Raw genomic sequence first — 18,832 nt, forward strand, 5'->3', positions numbered from 1 at the left:
TATTTGGAGGAATTATTAATGATTGAAAACGTTCTTTTAAGTGGTTATACCAATACCGGCAAAGGTGTTTATCAAGCACAATTCAATTCTGAAAACGGCGAATTGACAACACCTAAAGTTCTACTAGAACTCAATAGTCCCACATATATTGACGTTACTAACGATATGAAGTTGATTGCCTTAGCCAAAAAAGGCGACAAAGGTGGAATCGTCATTTATGATATTTCCGAAGATTCACCAAAATTATTGGATGAAGATTTTTCAGAAGAAACTTCCCCATCATATGTAAAATTTGATGCCAGTCGCAATTTGATTTTCAGTGCCTATTTCCATTTGAGCAAAGTTAAGATTGACCATCTGACAGAAGATGGCAAAATTGAACACTACTCCGAATTAAATTTCGAAGGCCATGGTCCACGTACTGAGCAAGACCAATCAAAACCTCACTATAGTGCCTTGACACCAGATGGCAAATTGATTATTTGTGATTACGGTGCAGACAGGATTTATATTTATGACCTCGAAAATCCTAAACAACCTAAATTAATGAATAATTATGTTGCTCCAAGCGGCTATGCTCCTAGACATTTAGTCTTCAATCCTACTAAGCCTTATGTTTATGTGGCCTGTGAGTTATCATCTAAAGTATTAGTGATGGAATACAATAAAGAAACAGCTGGATTGACCTTAGTTGATGAAGTAGAAGCTGCTAAAGATGAACAAAAGAATACCACCGCTGCTATCCGTATCAGTAAAGATGGTAAATTCCTTTATGTTTCAACTCGTGGCGCCGATACGATCGCAACATTTTCAGTTAGTGCAGATGGCGATCGTCTCAAGAAACTCAATACTACTTCAGCTAATGGCAATGGTCCACGTGATTTTGAACTCGACCCAAGTGAAAATTACCTTGTTGTGGCTAACCAAGATTCTGACAATATCTCAATCTTTAAACGCAATGCCCAAAAGGGAAATTTGACTGATTTGAAAAAAAATATTTCCATTCCTGAGTGCGTTTGTGTACACTTTATCTAGTTCTAGTCTTAATCTAAATTTGGTCAATTTTTTAGCTAGCATATAAATCAATGTGAGGTGCTTGTTATTAAATACTAAGAATCGTTTTTCATTCATTGACCAATTACGATTTTAGAAAATGAAATGTAGAAGGGAAATATACAATCTTTCTTAAGTGCCTTTATGACATTTACTCACATCTTGTATATCAGAATAATTATTTATTATGTTCATTGAAATTATAAAAACCATCATCCTTGGTATCATTGAAGGTTTCACTGAATTTCTACCTATCAGTTCAACTGGACATTTATACTTAGCTGACGAATTCGTTAAATTAAATGAATCCACCGCTTTTATCAACATGTTCATGGTAGTTATTCAATTTGGTGCAATCTTAGCGGTTATCTTGATTTACTTCCACAAGTTGAATCCTTTCTCACCCAAGAAAAATCACGTTGAGAAAAATCAAACTTGGAATATTTGGTTCAAGGTCATCGTTGCCATCTTGCCTTCAGTAATCTTCGGATTGCCACTAAACGATTGGATGGATGCTCACTTAACTAGTTGGCAAGTCATTTCAGCCACACTTTTGATTTATGGTATTTTGTTCATCGTTGTTGAAAACTGGCTTAAAGACAAGCAACCTCAAGTAGCTGATTTAGATAGTCTTTCTTATAAAACTGCCTTGCAGATTGGACTTTTCCAAGTTCTCTCATTGATTCCCGGTACTTCACGTTCCGGTGCAACTATTTTAGGTGGTATGACAGTTGGTACTTCTAGATTCGTTGCAACTGAGTTCTCATTCTTCTTAGCCATTCCAACAATGTTTGGTGCCAGTCTTTTGAAGATTTTTAAATACTTTAAAAATGGTCATTCCTTCACAGGTGATCAAACGATAATTTTAATTGTCGGTACGTTAGTTTCATTTATCGTTGCCTACGCTTCAATCAAATTCTTATTGGATTACATCAAACGTAATGACTTTAAGGCTTTTGGTTGGTACAGAATTATCTTGGCCATCATTGTAATTGCTTACTTTGGTTTCAAAGCAATTCTATAATCGTAAAGAACGTCGTCTGACGTTCTTTTTTTTGTAATAATTGTTAGAATATAGTCACAACGAATAAAGAGAGGTTGATTATTATTTATAAGGAAGTTGCATTAGAAAATTTCACAAAGGTCCCTACTGCTGTTTTAAAGGGTGCCAATCGAATTGAATTAAACGATAATCTAGCCGTCGGTGGAACATCCCCAAGTTTTGGAGTTCTCCAAGAGACTACCAAATACCTTCAAGAAAAATCCATTCCCATAGTAGAAATGATTCGTCCTCGTGGAGGAGATTTCGTCTACAATGATTTGGAAATTAAAATGATGGAAGCTGACTTGTTCCAAGCTCAAAAATTAGGCGTCGACGGCGTCTGCTTTGGTGCATTAACTAAGGACGGAGAATTAGACACTGATGCAATGGAACAATTGATTGCTGCTTCATCTGGAATGCAAGTAGTCTTCCATATGGCTTTTGATTTCTTAGCAGAAGACAATAAAAAAGATGCTATCGACTGGCTGATCGATCACGATGTAGAGCGCATCCTGACTCACGGTGGACCACTAACTACTCCTATCGACCAAACCTTAGACAATATTAAAAAGTACATCGATTATGCCGATGGCAAAATCACAATTCTTCCTGGTGGTGGCATTAACCATCAAAATTGCGATGAAATCGCTGAAAAATTAGGTGTTAAAGAATTGCACGGTACTAAAATCATCGCTGGAATCAACGATTAGAATGATTAATTAGAAATAAAAGAGTTTAAGGACATAACTATTTTCTCCTAAACGGGGAATATAACATCCAAAATAAATAGCTCCTGGTAATTAAAGTACAATTACCAGGAGCTATTTATCTTAATTTTTCAAATATATTAACTTTTCAAACCTTGACAAAGTACTGTAAGAAACTACCTGCAATACTGAAGTAAATCAAAACACTGGTCAAATCACTCAAAGTTGAGATAAAAGGACCACTGGCTACAGCTGGATCAAATCCGAAACTAGACATCAACATAGGGATGAAACTTCCGGCTAAGTTAGCTACTGTAATCGCAGCACACATTGCCATTCCGATAACCATTCCTAAGATGAAATTGTGTTTCCAAATTCCGACAAGTAAAAAGACTGCTATTCCTGTCACCAAACCAGTTACGAATCCGGTGATGAACTCTTTAACTAAAAGCTTCAAGAATTCATGACGATCTATTTCTTCAACAGCTAGACGTCTAACCGCCACAGCCAAGCTTTGCGTCCCCGCATTACCAGCTGTACCAGTAATCGTCGAAATAAAGACTGCTAAGATACTCGCTTCAGCTAAAAGATTTTCGTAATGGTTGATTAAAGTCGCCGTAATCATACTAAGCAACAACAAAGTAATCAGCCAAGGCAAACGCTTAGAAGCAGCCTTTAAAGGCCCGTCATTATTGGCTTCATCCATACTAACACCAGCCAAACCGGAGTAATCTTGCTGAGCCTCGTCATCGATAACTTCAATAACATCATCAACAGTGACGATACCAACTAATTTATTAGAATGGTCGACGACCGGTACGGCCAAGAATTCATAATCTCTAAATACTTGTGCAACTTCAGCTTGTTCAGCATCAACGTTGACCGTAATAATATCGCTATTCATTTTTTCACCCAATGTGTCATTATCATCAAGCAAAATCAAATCACGTAAAGACATCACCCCAACTAAATCGTCGTGGTGGTCCAATACGTATAAGTAATAAATCGTTTCAGCTGTTTTAGCAAATTTTTTCAGTGCTCGAATAGCTTCTTGAGCAGTTTCTTCTTCATGAAATTCAACGTAATCAGTCGTCATGATACCACCGGCTGTTTCCGTATCATAATGCAACAAGCCACGAAGATTATTTGCATCATTTTTTGGCATTTGTTCTAAAAACCGATCAACATCGACTTTTTCTAAATGCTCCAAAACATCGGCGGCATTATCATCGTACATATCGTTCAACATCTTAGAAGCATATTCCAAATCCATTTCCTTTAATAATGCTGGAATTTGAGGATTATCGTCTTCAATCGTGTCGAACATATCGCCCATTTCATCAGGTTCAAGAATTCCATAAAGAGCTTCTCTTTCAGCCTTATTCAATGTGAGGTAAAAAGTACTCTGATCATAAAAATGCATATCCAAATAAGTTTTTCGGAACCTTTTTTTATCACCACTATCAAGATAGCCCTTTAATTGGGTAAATCTATCTTGGAGTCTTTTTTCATTTTCGTCCATTCTTCTCACCCCTTAGCACACCCTTTAACATTACCATATCTTTTGGCAATGGTGCCTTTAATTTTAATAATACTTTCGTAACAGGGTGAACAATATTTAATCGGTAGCAATGCAAGGCTTGTCGATTGATTCTTGAATCGCGGACTTTACTATACATATCATCACCAATGATGGGATGACCAATGGCAGTTAAATGAACTCTGATTTGATGAGTCCGTCCTGTCAGCAATTTCAATTTCAATAAACTAGCCTGTGGATAATTTTCAATGGTCTTATAAAGCGTCTTTGATTCTTTTCCTTTAGAATGATCGATCGTTCGCATATAAAAAGCTTTAGAATCAATCCCAATTGGCAAGTCCACCAGACCATTAGGAGGTTGAACTTGTCCGTATACTAGTGCTAAATAATATTTTTGAAAATTCTCGGTGTGGAGAATTTGATCCAACAATGAATGAGCATAAGAAGTTTTAGCAAAAACCATCAATCCCGATGTATCTCGATCTAGGCGCGTTACCAAATGAATCGAACTATTCTCATTTTTGTCAATTAAATAAGCCTTAACTAAATTAGCCATCGTTTGGGTATCTTTAGCTTTAGCTGGTAAACTAGCAATCCCGGGTGGTTTGTTCACAACTAATAAATAATTATCTTCATAAATAACATCAATTTTTCCCTTCATCGGTTTAATCAAATCCGATGGTTCTTCCGCATTCAAAACGACTAATAACTCATCGCCTGGTTTCATTTTGAAATTGAAGTGACGTTTTTTATGATTGACAAAAATTAGTCCACCTTTATTTTTTAAATTGTGTAACTGACTAGAGGAAAACTTGTGTTGAACTAAAAATTTTCGAATTACTGGTTTGTCATTTTTACCAATTGTGAACTTTAAGAAGCGATTACTTCTTCTCATCTTGTCCTAAGAAAGCCGTCTCTACTCTAGTCCAGAAATGACGATGACGATATTGGGCAAACTGGGCTCTTTGATAGTTGAGCTTAATAGTTATCTTTTTGACATTCTTCAGCTTAGTAGTAATTCCGTCACAACTGATAACATAGTCGTCAGCAATTTGCGGATATAAGTCAACTTGTTGATTATGCGGAATAATGATTGGCGACGATATCGTCCGATAAACTCGATTGTTGATCGAAGCAATTTCAATCATCTGAAAAACGCTGATTTTAGGATGAATCAAAGCTCCACCGACTGACTTAGAATAAGCCGTTGATCCAGTTGGGGTTGAAAAACAGAGTCCATCCCCCCGAAAACTCTCAAAAAATTCTTCATCCAAGTCGATTCGCGATTTCATAGTCAAAGAAGATAGTCTTCTAACCACTGTTTCATTGATAGCAATCCCATGAAAAGCGGCTCCTTCTTTATTTTCGACTGTAACATCCAAAAGTGGATAACTTGTCGAAGGAATATTATCCTGACATTTGATAATCCGTTGTGCTAAATCATCAATCTCAGTATCCGTCCAATCAGAGTAAAACCCTAAATGTCCGGTGTGCAGTGCTAAAAATTTCACTTTGTCTAATCGAGCAGCGTATGCATGAAAAGTACTTAGTAAGGTACCATCTCCGCCAACACTGATGACAAGCTTGGGATCGCGTCGATCTAAAACTAAGCCCGCATCTAACAATTGTCCGCGTAATTTATTGGCTGCAACGACAGACTGTTCTTTATTATTATTATTAATCCAAAATTTCATTATTTTCTGTGCTCCGTGGAGTTATTTAAATCTCGTTTTCGATCGGTAAAGTATTGTTGTGCATCCTGAATCTCTTCTCGAATTTTAGACATTTCCTCATCGAGCATAAAGGAGGCTTCAGCGGCACGCTTCAATCTTTCATTGATCTCTTCAGGGAAATCACCCTTGTATTTGTAGTTGAGAGAATGTTCAATCGTTGACCAAAAATTCATGGCTAGCGTTCTAATTTGAATTTCTGCGAGAATGTTGATTTGACCATTCGCTGTTTGAATTGGATACTCAATAACTACGTGATATGAGCGATACCCACTAGGTTTACTGTTAGCGATATAATCACGCTCTTCAATCACTTTCATATCTTCTCTAATATGTAAGAGCTTAGCAACATCATAGATATCTTCTACAAATTGGCACTGAATTCTAATTCCAGCAATGTCTTGCATATCTTGTTTCAAAAGTTCTTCTGTGATGAAGCGACGACGCATTTTTTCTTTGATACTATCAACTGTTTTAACACGTCCAGTCACAAATTCAATTGGCGAATGTTCATTTTTTTCTAAAAACTCTTTACGCAGGTTTCTAAATTTGATTTTCAACTCATCAACTGCCTGTGAATATGGTATCAAAAATTCATTCCATTTAATTTCTGACATATTAACCTCTCTTTACTTATTAAATATATCGTATATTTGTGAAAGATTCACCCAATTGTGAATATAATGTACGTGAGTTTAAAATTTTACCTTTTTACTGAATGTTGGTAGAATGACATTGCAATAGAGATATGGAGGGAATCATAATGTGGGAAGTATTTTTATATATTAATCCCCTATGTTCATATTGTTTAAGAGTGGAACAGGCTATAATCGACTTCACTAGAAAACATGACATCGAGACACAATATCATTTCGTAACTAACTATAACATGGCAACTATCAATGGCTACATGCACCTTAAGGGCTGCAAGATTTCCGATACCAAGACACGTAACAAAGCAACTCACGAAGTTGTTGAAGCAGCAAAACTTTATAAAGCTGCTTCCTGCCAAGGAAACAAAAAGGCACGTAACTTTTTGATGGATCTTCAAGAACAAGTAAATGTTCTAAACAATCCCTTTGATGATACCACTATCAGGACTGCAATTAACAATAGCGGACTTGATTACAAGGCCATCATGGCTGATAAAGACAGCCAATGCGTCATTCAAGGTCTTAAACGAGACCAACAGTTGTCAATGGAAATGAATATTAAAAAGGCTCCAACTGCAGTCGTCTTTGACTGTGAGAATGAGGAAAAAACCGGAATCATGATTAATGATTTTGGAGAAATCAACTCCCAAGAAGAGATTTCTTCAAACGTCAATGCTTTGCTGGAACGAGAACTTCCACAAACAGATGACGGTTATGTCGATTCTAGTACAGTGATTAGTCTGGATAAATTCAGAAGATAACAATTTATGAACTTTTACATGAGGATGTAATTGAGGATAATATAAGAACTAAGCGAATCAACCAATCGAATAAGCAACACCGATAAAATAGGTGACTTCAAGGATTAAACTTGAAATCACCTATTTTTTGTCTAGCAGTGGCTGTCGCAACAAGATATTCTTTTGTCCACATGACCTTTGCCACGCTGGAAATCGATAAATTGGTGCTGTCATACAAAATGTCTGGTTCAATAAATACGTTTCGACTGGTATTTTATGTCTTTGATAAAATTGCAATTTTACTTTCTGTGATTCAGGATCATTTTTTCGACGTATTCTTTCCAGCACTCTTTCATCCACCCTTTGTAGACAATTCGTCTTTAATTGGAAATCGCTTTTCACAAACTTTTGCCAATCATTTGCAGACAAAATTCGCTTTTGAAAATAAATTTTATTGAAGGGACCGACAAATGAAATATTATAAAAAATGAGCAACAATTCCTTTTGTGCATCTAGCATCACCAAATGATAACCTAATTTTTGATTATAGCTGATGAATTTTAAATGCTCTCGTTTCAAACGGCGATTCAAATAAGCTTGTCCTAAAATCCAAATACTCTTGATGCCTAAACTTCGATAACCTTGAACCCGTTTTTCAAACGTAGGCAAATCTAATTTTGCACATTGATATTCGAATGCTATTTTTTGATTCAAGAAAAGATCTGGAGGCTGCTTAATAATCGGCAAATAGACTTCATCTAAAATCTGTTCAAAGCCTAATTTAGTCAACTCACGATGAATAATTGCTTTGCCCTTAAAGTGTACTGCTCGTTCGTTAATTTCGTTGTGACGCTTACTTTGATGCTTGAAATAAGACTTTTTAGCCGTCTTAATTAATTTGACTTTTTGTGCACAGTGACAGCAAAGATAGCTTTGGGTCAATCGAGCTTGTTTAGCGTAAATTAATCTTCCTTTATCGTCTAAAGCAGCATACATTTTTATCACCTCAGAAAAAATTACGCAAAAAAAATAACTCATCAATCCCAATTGTATTGATGGGTTAATTTTATCTATTTATCAAAGTAATATCTTGTTAATTCCAAAGCAGTCTTTGACATAATCTCTTTACCATACTCAGACAATACAGCAGCTGTGACCTTTGTCTTAAAGCTGTATTCGCTCAGTAATGCTAAAACATCGCTATAAGTCATTTCGTGCATCTCATCTGTGAACAAGATAAGTTGTAAATAATACTTCTTATCGTATTCATAAAGATTAGAAATACCACTTTCTAAGTGTAATAAGTTAGCCAATTGGACGTAATCTTCAAAGTCTTTAAACTCGACAATAATCGTCTTGGTAGGTGTATCTGGGTCATTCAAATATGGTGCTGTGTCACTGTCATATTCGGCAGTACCCAACTTATCATCATTTAAACTATCGTCATTATCATTATTACCGACTGAATTTTGTAGCCCACTCAATGGCAATGAACCTTTACCCTCAGAATCATCACTCTTACTAATCAATAATTCCAAACCTTCCTTGTTTGGCATTATCTGGAACGTAACTGGTTCATTATTCGTAAAGACATGATCCTTATCAACTTCATCCAAAATACTGTAGAAGAACGATTCAATCTGCTTTTTATTACCAAGCAAATCTAAAACAGTTACCCCACGTTCTTGTAAATCTTCCGTACTAAGAATGACTCTGATTGTATTCTCATTAAGTCGATCCATTTCCATCATAGTCACCTCAATTCTGTATCTACATTTTAACAGTCTCAAAAACTATTTCAACTATCATATACTGAAGTTTTGAGTCATTGGACAAATATACTAAAACTTAAAATGTTAGTCAAAAATAAAGACTTATAGAATTTATAAACTATTCTCCAACGTCCAAGTTAAGGTTGTAGAATAAGTTCCACTAACAATGTTTTTCCCCGTGATATTTAAGAGTATCCCCTGATCATTTTCCCAATTGAAAGTCTTGGTCTCATTACCGATCATCCCGTCATAAATTTCCGCTGGCGATTCATCTAATGAAGTCACTCTATTGTTGGCATCACGATATATCAAAGTTCCAGGCAACTGATTTTGACCATCGGCAGTTGTCAATGGATGATCCATCGAAACTGTCAAATCATATTTCACATTCGTAGTTGGATAGGAGTACTTCGTGATTGAGAGATTAGTTTTATTTTGACGATTTAGAACGCCTTGGGGAGCATTGACCGTCCCATAAGCAATGTCAGGTACCGTCATGCTAAGTTCTCGATATTCTTCTTGCTGCCACACAAAGGTCAAAACATCTTGACCACTATTCGAATACATCGCAATTATTTCATCAGTACTGAATAACTTTCCGACCGGATCATGATCTGTACCCCCACTATCAGGTGCAACTTCCTGCCATTTTGTACTAATAGCGCTGTAATTAGTATCCTGGTCCTGGAATTTCGTTCCTACAACAGGAATCGGCAAATTCATCGTACTATTCAATAAAGAATTTGGTCCTAAACTAATTTTCCACAAATTTTTATCTGAATTTAGCATTCTAGACCGATCACTATTAGCGCTCATAGTCCAATTAGATAAATCAAGTGCCTGTAAATTATCGTCTTTTTCAAACATTGATTTAAAATTCGTACATTTCTTGGGATTCCAATTTTTTAAAATATCGAGTTTTTCATAATCAGAATTGCCAAAGGCTGTTGATAAATTAGTAACATTTTCAACATCCCACTCAGCAATATTAAAATCGCTGAAATCTTGAACATCGGTATTATTAAATAATGATTGCATTTCTTTCACATTAGAGGTATCAAAATTACCGATAATTTTGGTCAAATAATTTTTATTATTGCTGAACATATTACCCATATTGGTTACTTTTGAGGTATTAAAACTAGACAAGTCTAATGTTTTAAAGCCAGTATTGCTAAACATTCCAGACATGTCAGTAACGTTTGAGGTATCAAATTTGTCCAATCCTTTTAAAACATTTTCATTGGCGGCTAAACTAACAGCAAACATATATTGCATAGTGGTAACCTTAGAAGTATCCCAAGCAGATAAATCTAAACTAGTTAATTTTGTACAATTATAAAATAAATAACTCATATCAGTTACATTAGAAGTATTCCAATTTTCAATTGCCAATTGAGTCAAACGTGTTCCCGAAAAAGTTTGTGCCATATTTTCAACTTTACTAGTATCCCAAGTATCTAAACCCTTGATTTCTGTTATTGCACTATCGTTGTAAAACAAGCTGGAAATATTTATTACATTAGACTTATTCATTTGCGACAAGTCAACATTAGTTAATTTAGAACAACTAGCAAACATCCCATTCATATTAGTTACTTTACTAGTATTCCAATTCTTAATATCATCAGTGTTTTCAATCCAGGTGCCAGAAAACATTGATTCCATATTTTCAACTTTGCTAGTGTCAAAATCAATTAATCCTTGAATATTTGCGTGACAATTATTAAAAAAAGAATTCATATTAGTGGCATTGGAAGTATCGAATTTACTTAAATCAAGTTTTCCCAGTGCACTGCATCCAGAAAACATCGAACTAAAATCAGTCACTTTACCAGTTTTAAAGTTTGAAACATCTAAATTGGTCAAAGAAGAGTCATTATTGAACATACTACCAATGTCATTCACGTTAGTGGTATCAAAATTTGAAACATCAAGCTGGGTTAGATTACTGTCATTATTAAACATTGAATTCAAGTTTTCAGCTTTAGAAGTATTCAAATTATTTAGGCCTTTAATTTCAGTTAAAGCATTCTCGGTCTTGCTACCATTAGCCATACTGAACATACTTGAAAAATCAATTACATTTTTGGTGTCAAAATTTGAGACATCGATTGAAGATAATTGATAAGCATTCATAAACATCCCTGACATGTTAATTGCACTATTAGTATCCAGTTTATCCAAACCGATTATTTGAGTTAAAGATGATGTATTTGGAGAGGTTGACATTAACTTCCTTTCAAAATAAAACATTCTATAAAAACTCTTAACATTACTAGTGTCCAAATTTGTCAAATCAATCGTCTGGACATTTGTCAGCATCGCAAACAAATTATTGGAATCAGTTGATGCGACAACGCCTGGTTCAACATAAATTTTCTTGATTAAAGCATTTGATTCAATCCAATTTCCTTGCCCAACTCCGAGTTGACCAGCATGAATCGTCAATAAACCATCGCTATCAATATCCCAGTCGCAAGTACCAAAAGTACCACTCGTACTATTAATAGCTAAAGGTTGTAAAACGGTCTTTACCATAGATTGATTTTGTAATGTTAAACTACTATTCTGATCAATTATTTGTTGAGCGTCCACATCACTATCTGCTTTAATCAAAACCGGTTTAAAAAGGATAATATTTAAACCAAAAATAAAATTTGTGAGTATAAAAACAAAACGAGGGTGTGTCTGTCTAGGACCGTGTTTATTCTCGATTTTTTTCATGATATTCCCCTACCTAAACGTTTTCATTGAGCAATTATATCGGAATAAATATCAAGTCATAATTCTTTTTATATAAAAAAATCTTGTGAAAAGTGGTTAATTGTCTAGACACATTCTGTTTGACCACAAATTCAACAAATTTGGTCATTATCTCAGCAAATTGGTAGAAAAAATCTGGTAAAAACACAAAAATCGATTCCGCTTATGATACAGGGAATCGATTTTGTCTTATTATTGTGTACTTTTTAATTTATTGCTTTTTCTTACAAAAAAAGATCACTTCCGAAAAGAAAGTGATCTGGTATATTTTAAAGTCCAGCCATTAATTGAGCCTTTTGAAGTTCCATAGTTCTGACACTTCTTGGCAAGAATCTTCTGATTTCGTCTTCATTGAATCCAACTTGGAGACGTTTGTCATCCATGATGATAGGACGTTTCAAAAGACCAGGGTTTGTTTGAACAAGGTTCAACAATTGATCAATTGTTAAATCATCCAAATCAATCTTAAGGTTTTGGAATGCCTTTGAACGTGTTGAAATAATTTCTTCTGTACCGTTCTCTGTCATTTGAAGTACTTGTTTGATTTCTTGCTTATTTAAAGGTTCGGAGTAAATGTTTCTTTCTTTGTAAGGAATGTCATGTTCTTCGAGCCAAGCCTTGGCTTTACGACATGATGTGCAACTTGGAGATGTATAAATGGTTACCATAAATAATCTCTCCTTTCCTGTGTAGTATCAAACTCTTTAAACACATTAACATTGTAACTTACTATCATAATAAAATCTATACTTTTTCAATAAAAAATTACGAATGTTTGTTCTGTTTCGGTTCAATTGTGAAAACACGTACCCGATAAACGGCTCTTTATGTAAAATTTTCACAAATTACATAAATACGACGTTATTTATTTTATTAGTTATAATCAATGTTACTTTCAATGAAAGTATTCATGTCAGTGGTTCAACTTACAGTTCTACTTCCAATCCCTTAAATGCATGGATAACAGGAACATCGCTTGCATATTTCTGTGATTGTTTTAACATAGTCTCAACATCAACTGTCTGAGGAAGATGACTAATCATCAAACGCTTGACATTAGCCTTCTTTGCCAAGGTTCCAGCTTCCTTAGTATTAAGATGAGCTTTACGACCTGTTACATCTTCAGGGAAGTTAGTATCAGCAATCAAAAGGTCGCAGTCTTTTGCAAAATCTACTAAACCATCGAAGTAAGTTGTATCAGCTGTGTAAACTAAGACCTTTCCTTCTTGATTGGTAACACGGATTGCATATGCTGGCACCGGATGAACAGTTTTTAGAAATTCAAATTTCAAATTACCGATCATCGTTGGTTCATAGTCATTATAAGCAATACCCTTTGTCGCATTTTCCACAGTTAATTGTGCAAAGTTGACAAAATCTTGAGTGTGACCATAAATTGGTAGTGGACTTTCCTTTTTAGCAGCGAGCCAATTGTACTGTAAGACACCAACGTCTGCTGTATGATCATGGTGATAATGAGATAAGACGACTTCATCTAGATCAGTTGGTTGCATGTAACTAGCAAGTGCATTTAAAACACCGCTCCCACAGTCAATCAACAAGTTCTTGCCATCATCTTGCAAGAGGTAACCGGATGTACCGATTCCCTTATAGGGATAACCACCGTAAAAACCTAAAACCGTAACTAACATAGAAAACCTCCAAAATTTATTAATTGAAAGGATTCCAATAATTATGAACATAACATTAAAACTAGGCACATATAATTTTTTAAAGAGTCAGCTAAATCCTGCTGATACTTTATTAAACCCTTTATTCCACGCTAACGCAGACCATCTTTTGATAAAAAATTTATCCACTTCTGCACAATACCGCAGTCTGACAGGAACGTACGATAAATCAAAGAATCTATATTCCTTGACTTATCTAAAATTAAATGCGGACCAAGCTAAGTTATTCGAAAACAAATTATTTAGCACCCAACAATTCTCCTTTAATTCTAACTCAACTGCTATCCTCCAAAAAAGCGAAAGTCCAAGAGAATACCTAATTATCAAAACTTTCACCGAGACGACTCAGATTAAAGATTGGCAAAAAATGCTGCAAAATGATATTCAAAAGCAAATTCAAGGAAATACTGAAGAAGACTTCGGTTTCTTCTCCAAAGCTTATTCAGTCACAGACTAAACTTTTGCTTGACGCTGCGCCATGACACTTGATAACTGATAACGCCGAATAGGCAATAAAGCACCACAAAACCTAAATAAATCAAAATAATATTTTTTGATAAATGCTTTCCAGTATTAAAAATAGCCACTGCGGTGAAAGATTGAACTAAAGCAAAGATTAACGGAATCATAAAGGTCAAGGCATTTTCTTTCTTCACGATACCTTTAATCTTGCTTTCTTCAACGCCGATTTTTTGCAGAGTCCTTAACTGATTCATCTGATGATCGTCACGCAACAAAATCCGCAAGGTCAAAACGCTGCCTAAAGCTATTAATAAGGCGACGCTAAATAATGCAACCACGAACAAGTAGAATCCTCCACCTTGAGCGAATTCTTTTTTAATATCACCCTGTCTAAGAAAACCAGTTTGCATATAAGTACTGGAAGGATATTTTGATTTAGGGTCTTTTTTTAAAACCTGAATAGTCGAATTGGCAAGCGATTTTTTAAAATTGATTTTCATAAAGTAGGCATCTCGATAACTATCAAGTTTTTCCAATTGTGATTCCTGTAATCTATCACCCTTTTTGAAGTCCCAACCGTAAAAGGTATCGTTAACTTCAGAAGGCATCTTTTGATAATAATTATCAGGAACAATCATCATTGGTCCAAAATGCATGGGACTTCCATAAGGAAAAGAGCTTCCCGTCTTAGCAGTAGCAATCAAAGGAGCATTCTTAACTTCAATATCGTGTTCCTTAAGCGTATTTTTATTAAGGATAGACGAATTGTAATCAATTTTTAGGAATTCATGCGAATTAATTTTACTATTACCTTTGCGCATTCGTTTAGGCAATGACTGATATTGCGAGTAGGACATAAATGTCATCGGTTGACGAACATAACTTTGATTTTCTTTATTATAATAAGATACTAAATTGATTTTTACATTTGTCTGATAACGACCTTTTATTTTAGCATCACTCTTTTTTAATTCCTTTTTAATCACTTTGACCGTATCCTTATTGGCGGCCAATTCAAAAGGATAATTGGAATTATAATTTTGATGAACAGCTTGATAGCCAAAGTAACAAAAAGTCAATAATGCTAAAGCAAATGCCGATACTTCAGTAACGAACCACAAAATAGAAATATTATGAAAAAGTCTTTCTTTCAAATATTTAAATGAAAAAATATTTACACCCGAATAAGCAATCGAGTGTATTTTTTGTAGCAAATTTAAGATTGATGGTAAAAAGCCAAAGTAAACTAAATAAGTCCCAAAAATATCAGCTACTAAAACAAAAAGGATTTCCATTGAAGGACGAGCTGAATAACTGATTGTATGCATATCGTAAAATAAATAAACTGAACAAATTTGCGCTGCAATCAATAGAATCAAACCAAATATACCTGCTGGTATCCTTAACCACCAACGAGTTTTAGTACTACGAGATTTCTTCTTGCGTGTCAGTATCAGCAGCGCTTTAAAAGCATTAATAAAACTCAGAATCAAAGTCGAAAAGAAGAATAGTCGTACAATTAAAAACAAATCATTCAGACTGATCGACATCTCGAAATTGACTCTTACATGCATTAAGAAAAGTAACAACATCCCCATAAATTTTTGGAAAATAATAGTTAAACTTAAGCCAATAATCCAAGCGATTGCTTGTACAAATGCCGTTTGAAAAAAACTAATGGCAACTATTACCCAATCTTGCATCCCCAATTTTTCAAAGGTCAAAAATTCATTGCGCTGTTGTTTTATAAAAAAACCACCCACATAAACCATGTAGATAAAAGCAAAGAAAGCAAAAATAACACCAGACGCTTTCACGAGATCATTTAAATAAACTAAGGCTTTGCCTAATGATGGATTGTCGCCCAACGAAAGCAAAATTCCGAAAACGCCGATGGCAAAACTGCATGCCAAAATATAAATCAAATAGCTATCACGCATATTGTACAGACTGCGTTTAATTATTTTGCGATACATTAAAGTAACTACCCCCTCCAATAGTGCGCTGCATATTGATGATTTGTTCAAAGAATTGGTCCCGGTTTCCCGGATTGACTATCTCTGAAAAAATCACGCCATCCTTTATAAAGACAACGCGACTGCAATAACTAGCTGTAAAGGCATCGTGCGTTGCCATTAAAATAGTTGTTTTTTCGCGTTGATTGACCAATTGCATATAATTCAATAAAATAGTCGCTGATTTAGAATCAAGACTTCCTGTTGGCTCGTCCGCAAATAATATTTCAGGACGATTGATTAAAGCCCGGGCTGCCGCCACAATCTGTCTTTGGCCTAACGAAAGCTCATCGATATTTCGATTGCTTAAATTTTCAATATTCAATAAATGCATCATATAGTTAAAACGTTCTTCAATCAGTTTCTTGTTGGCCCGACTCAAGGCTAAAGGCAAAATAACATTTTCCTTAACATTCAGTGAATCGAGCAATTCAAAACTCTGATAAATAAAGCCCATTTTCTTGCGCCGATATTTAGCTTGTTGATGATCATGCATCTGCGTAATATCTTGACCATCAATCAAAATCTCTCCATGATCTGGTCTTGCATTGGTGGAAAGCATATTCAAAAGCGTCGTCTTACCGGCTCCTGATGGGCCCATGATACCGAGGAACTCGCCATGATCGACTTTTAAACTGAAATCCTTGATAGCATGAACGGTGCTTCTTTTCTTTCCAAAATCCTTTGAGATATTCTTTACAACAATTTGCATGGTAATTTCTCCATTAATAAATAATTATTGTTATCATACTAATATACATAGTGTCTTTATTCTAGCACGGAGGGAATTTTAATATGGCTAAAATTATGATTATTGAAGATGACCAATCCATCTCCAAATTAATCAGCGAAAATCTTGCCAAATGGCAAATCGACTCTTACATCACGACTGATTTCAACAACATCATCGAACAATTTAATGACTATCAACCTGACTTAGTTTTACTCGACATCAATTTACCTGTTTATGACGGCTACTATTGGAACCAAGAGATTAGAAAAATTTCTAAGATTCCTATCATTATTATCTCATCACGCAATTCAAACATGGATCAAATCATGTCGATGAACATGGGAGCAGATGATTTTGTCGAGAAGCCTTTTTCAATCGACATCTTGATTGCTAAAATCAATGCTCTTTTACGTCGAACTTACGATTTCACTAAGAATACCAGCGACATCATCGAATACAACGGTTTGAAACTGAACTTATCCAGCGGCAATGTTGAAATCGGCAATAATAAAATTGACCTTTCAAAAAATGAGTACAAGTTGCTGCAGCGCTTATTAAAAGATAAAGGTAAAATCGTCACGCGTGAACAATTGCTAAACTTCATGTGGGACGATGAACGTTTCGTCGATGACAATACTTTGACCGTTAACATCAATCGCCTCAGAAGCAAGATTGAAAAATACGGTCTCAAAAATTACATCGTGACTAAAGTCGGACAAGGATACATTATTCCTTAACGAGGTAAATTATGACAATTTTTAAATACTTGCGTGACCACATCTACTCTATCCTGATTGTTTTAATTGGGATGACTTTTGTTGAACTAGTCTTATTTCTCGACCCTCGAGTTCACTTTCATATCGGTACCTTGATTTATTCTTGGATTTTAGCGGTCATCTTTTTAATTGCCAATTTACTGATTTCTTACAATCATAAAAAGAATTGGTATGAGCAACTGACTAATTATCAAGAGGACCTTTCAAAAGAATTAGCCGGTGCTCAAAACAATGAGCAACGATTCATTCAAAGCAAAATCAATAATATTTCGTTAGAATACCGCAACGAATTGACTAAACTCTATCAAAATCAAAAAGACCAACGTGAATACACTGAATCCTGGGTACATGATATTAAAGTTCCTCTAGCTGCTTTGAAATTGTCGCAAGATAACCAGTTAGATAAGGCCTTGATTTCTGAGGAACTGGACCAAATCGATTACCTAGTCGACCAAGCACTCTACTTTGCTCGTTTAAATAATTTTTCCAATGACTATCTGATTAAAGAACAGGACTTAAACGACATTGTTAAGGCTTGTATCCGATCCAACAAACGCCTCTTCATTAGCAAACGTATCGGGATTGATTTTGATATTACCGATAAAAAGGTTTTGACTGATGAAAAGTGGCTGAGTTTTATTATCAATCAAATTATTTCTAATAGTTTGAAATATACTGATACTGGTGGAAAAATCACTATTTTCACAGATATGAAAGACAACAATATTCAACTTCATATTAAAGATAATGGGGTTGGAATTATTGATACAGATATTAGTCGTATCTTTAACAAAGGATTTACAGGTAAGAATGGTCGCCAATCCGGCAGCAAATCCACTGGTATGGGACTTTATCTTGTCAAAAATATGGTTGATAAACTTGGCCACACGATTTCCGTCAAATCAAAAATTAATGAAGGAACCGAATTCATCATTACCTTCTTGGATTTACCTTATTACAAGTAAAAGAGAGCTGCAGCAATCATTTTTGATTACTTGCAGCTCTCTTTTACTATCTATTTAATAAGGCTGTACGATAAATAAAGTTGATAGGTATTTTGCCATCAACTTTATTTTTGTATACCATTTATTAGTAATAACCATTTAAGAACACCAAAAAAGGACACCATTCATGCCCTTTAGATGTTCGACC

18 protein-coding genes are annotated in these 18,832 nt (G+C 35.0%); 7 read left to right on the forward strand and 11 right to left on the reverse strand.

The genetic code is table 11. From position 1 onward, the window contains the following. The first annotated feature begins 18 nt into the window (after positions 1-18). The 3 genes from FHL06_RS05645 (at position 19) to FHL06_RS05655 (ending at position 2,805) form a co-directional block, all read left to right on the forward strand. Positions 19-1,035 carry a lactonase family protein gene (locus FHL06_RS05645; RefSeq protein ID WP_153385254.1) on the forward strand — a complete coding sequence of 339 codons (1,017 nt, stop codon included), beginning with the start codon at positions 19-21 and terminating at the stop codon, positions 1,033-1,035. 205 nt (positions 1,036-1,240) lie between these two features. Beyond that, entirely contained in the window at positions 1,241-2,077 is an 837-nt protein-coding gene (locus tag FHL06_RS05650) for an undecaprenyl-diphosphate phosphatase (RefSeq protein ID WP_153385255.1), read from the forward strand. An 83-nt stretch (positions 2,078-2,160) separates the two neighbouring features. Further along, positions 2,161-2,805, forward strand: a complete 645-nt coding sequence (locus FHL06_RS05655) for a copper homeostasis protein CutC (RefSeq protein ID WP_162000168.1) — start codon at positions 2,161-2,163, stop codon at positions 2,803-2,805. A 145-nt stretch (positions 2,806-2,950) separates the two neighbouring features. Here FHL06_RS05655 and mgtE read toward each other — a convergent pair whose 3' ends face one another. Genes mgtE through yjbM form a run of 4 tightly spaced genes read right to left on the reverse strand, consistent with a single transcriptional unit; the run spans position 2,951 to position 6,689 of the window. Continuing rightward, the gene (gene mgtE, locus FHL06_RS05660) at positions 2,951-4,324 is read right to left on the reverse strand and encodes a magnesium transporter (RefSeq protein ID WP_153385257.1); all 1,374 of its coding nucleotides are present in this window, start codon (positions 4,322-4,324) and stop codon (positions 2,951-2,953) included. Further along, positions 4,311-5,237 carry an RluA family pseudouridine synthase gene (locus tag FHL06_RS05665; RefSeq protein WP_153385258.1) on the reverse strand — a complete coding sequence of 309 codons (927 nt, stop codon included), beginning with the start codon at positions 5,235-5,237 and terminating at the stop codon, positions 4,311-4,313. The genes mgtE and FHL06_RS05665 overlap by 14 nt, the downstream gene beginning before the upstream one ends. Then, positions 5,224-6,036 (reverse strand): NAD kinase, encoded by an 813-nt coding sequence (locus FHL06_RS05670; protein ID WP_153385259.1) that lies wholly within the window; start codon positions 6,034-6,036, stop codon positions 5,224-5,226. The genes FHL06_RS05665 and FHL06_RS05670 overlap by 14 nt, the downstream gene beginning before the upstream one ends. After that, positions 6,036-6,689 (reverse strand): GTP diphosphokinase, encoded by a 654-nt coding sequence (gene yjbM, locus FHL06_RS05675; RefSeq protein ID WP_153385260.1) that lies wholly within the window; start codon positions 6,687-6,689, stop codon positions 6,036-6,038. The genes FHL06_RS05670 and yjbM overlap by 1 nt, the downstream gene beginning before the upstream one ends. Positions 6,690-6,835: 146 nt before the next feature. Between yjbM and FHL06_RS05680 the strand changes: the two genes are divergently transcribed. Further along, positions 6,836-7,486 carry a DsbA family protein gene (locus FHL06_RS05680; protein WP_153385261.1) on the forward strand — a complete coding sequence of 217 codons (651 nt, stop codon included), beginning with the start codon at positions 6,836-6,838 and terminating at the stop codon, positions 7,484-7,486. Positions 7,487-7,606: 120 nt separating this feature from the next. Here FHL06_RS05680 and FHL06_RS05685 read toward each other — a convergent pair whose 3' ends face one another. The 5 genes from FHL06_RS05685 to FHL06_RS05705 form a co-directional block, all read right to left on the reverse strand. Continuing rightward, the gene (locus FHL06_RS05685; protein WP_162000162.1) at positions 7,607-8,461 is read right to left on the reverse strand and encodes a competence protein CoiA; all 855 of its coding nucleotides are present in this window, start codon (positions 8,459-8,461) and stop codon (positions 7,607-7,609) included. 74 nt (positions 8,462-8,535) lie between these two features. Then, positions 8,536-9,213, reverse strand: a complete 678-nt coding sequence (locus FHL06_RS05690; RefSeq protein WP_153385277.1) for an adaptor protein MecA — start codon at positions 9,211-9,213, stop codon at positions 8,536-8,538. A gap of 135 nt (positions 9,214-9,348) precedes the next feature. After that, complete coding sequence (locus FHL06_RS05695) at positions 9,349-11,964, reverse strand: BspA family leucine-rich repeat surface protein (protein ID WP_153385263.1); 2,616 nt, start codon at positions 11,962-11,964, stop codon at positions 9,349-9,351. A 308-nt stretch (positions 11,965-12,272) separates the two neighbouring features. Further along, positions 12,273-12,671, reverse strand: a complete 399-nt coding sequence (spxA, locus tag FHL06_RS05700) for a transcriptional regulator SpxA (RefSeq protein ID WP_153385264.1) — start codon at positions 12,669-12,671, stop codon at positions 12,273-12,275. Between the two features lie 258 nt (positions 12,672-12,929). Beyond that, positions 12,930-13,655, reverse strand: a complete 726-nt coding sequence (locus FHL06_RS05705; protein ID WP_153385265.1) for an MBL fold metallo-hydrolase — start codon at positions 13,653-13,655, stop codon at positions 12,930-12,932. Between the two features lie 43 nt (positions 13,656-13,698). Here FHL06_RS05705 and FHL06_RS05710 point away from each other — a divergent pair, with 43 nt between their 5' ends. Next, positions 13,699-14,151, forward strand: a complete 453-nt coding sequence (locus tag FHL06_RS05710; protein ID WP_153385266.1) for a hypothetical protein — start codon at positions 13,699-13,701, stop codon at positions 14,149-14,151. On the opposite strand, the gene FHL06_RS05715 is transcribed toward FHL06_RS05710, so the two are convergent. Together FHL06_RS05715 and FHL06_RS05720 are read right to left on the reverse strand one after the other, a co-directional pair. Beyond that, a complete protein-coding gene (locus FHL06_RS05715) occupies positions 14,141-16,132 on the reverse strand; it encodes an ABC transporter permease (protein ID WP_153385267.1) in 1,992 nt (663 codons plus the stop codon). The two genes, FHL06_RS05710 and FHL06_RS05715, sit on opposite strands and share 11 nt — an antisense overlap. After that, a complete protein-coding gene (locus FHL06_RS05720) occupies positions 16,113-16,889 on the reverse strand; it encodes an ATP-binding cassette domain-containing protein (RefSeq protein ID WP_162000167.1) in 777 nt (258 codons plus the stop codon). Before FHL06_RS05720 ends, FHL06_RS05715 begins: the two co-directional genes overlap by 20 nt. A gap of 77 nt (positions 16,890-16,966) precedes the next feature. Here FHL06_RS05720 and FHL06_RS05725 point away from each other — a divergent pair, with 77 nt between their 5' ends. Next, positions 16,967-17,641 (forward strand): response regulator transcription factor, encoded by a 675-nt coding sequence (locus FHL06_RS05725; protein WP_153385269.1) that lies wholly within the window; start codon positions 16,967-16,969, stop codon positions 17,639-17,641. An 11-nt stretch (positions 17,642-17,652) separates the two neighbouring features. Then, positions 17,653-18,645 carry a sensor histidine kinase gene (locus FHL06_RS05730; RefSeq protein ID WP_153385270.1) on the forward strand — a complete coding sequence of 331 codons (993 nt, stop codon included), beginning with the start codon at positions 17,653-17,655 and terminating at the stop codon, positions 18,643-18,645. Positions 18,646-18,832: the final 187 nt, after the last annotated feature.

It is taken from the genome of Companilactobacillus halodurans, assembly GCF_009600985.1.
Lineage (GTDB): Bacteria > Bacillota > Bacilli > Lactobacillales > Lactobacillaceae > Companilactobacillus > Companilactobacillus halodurans.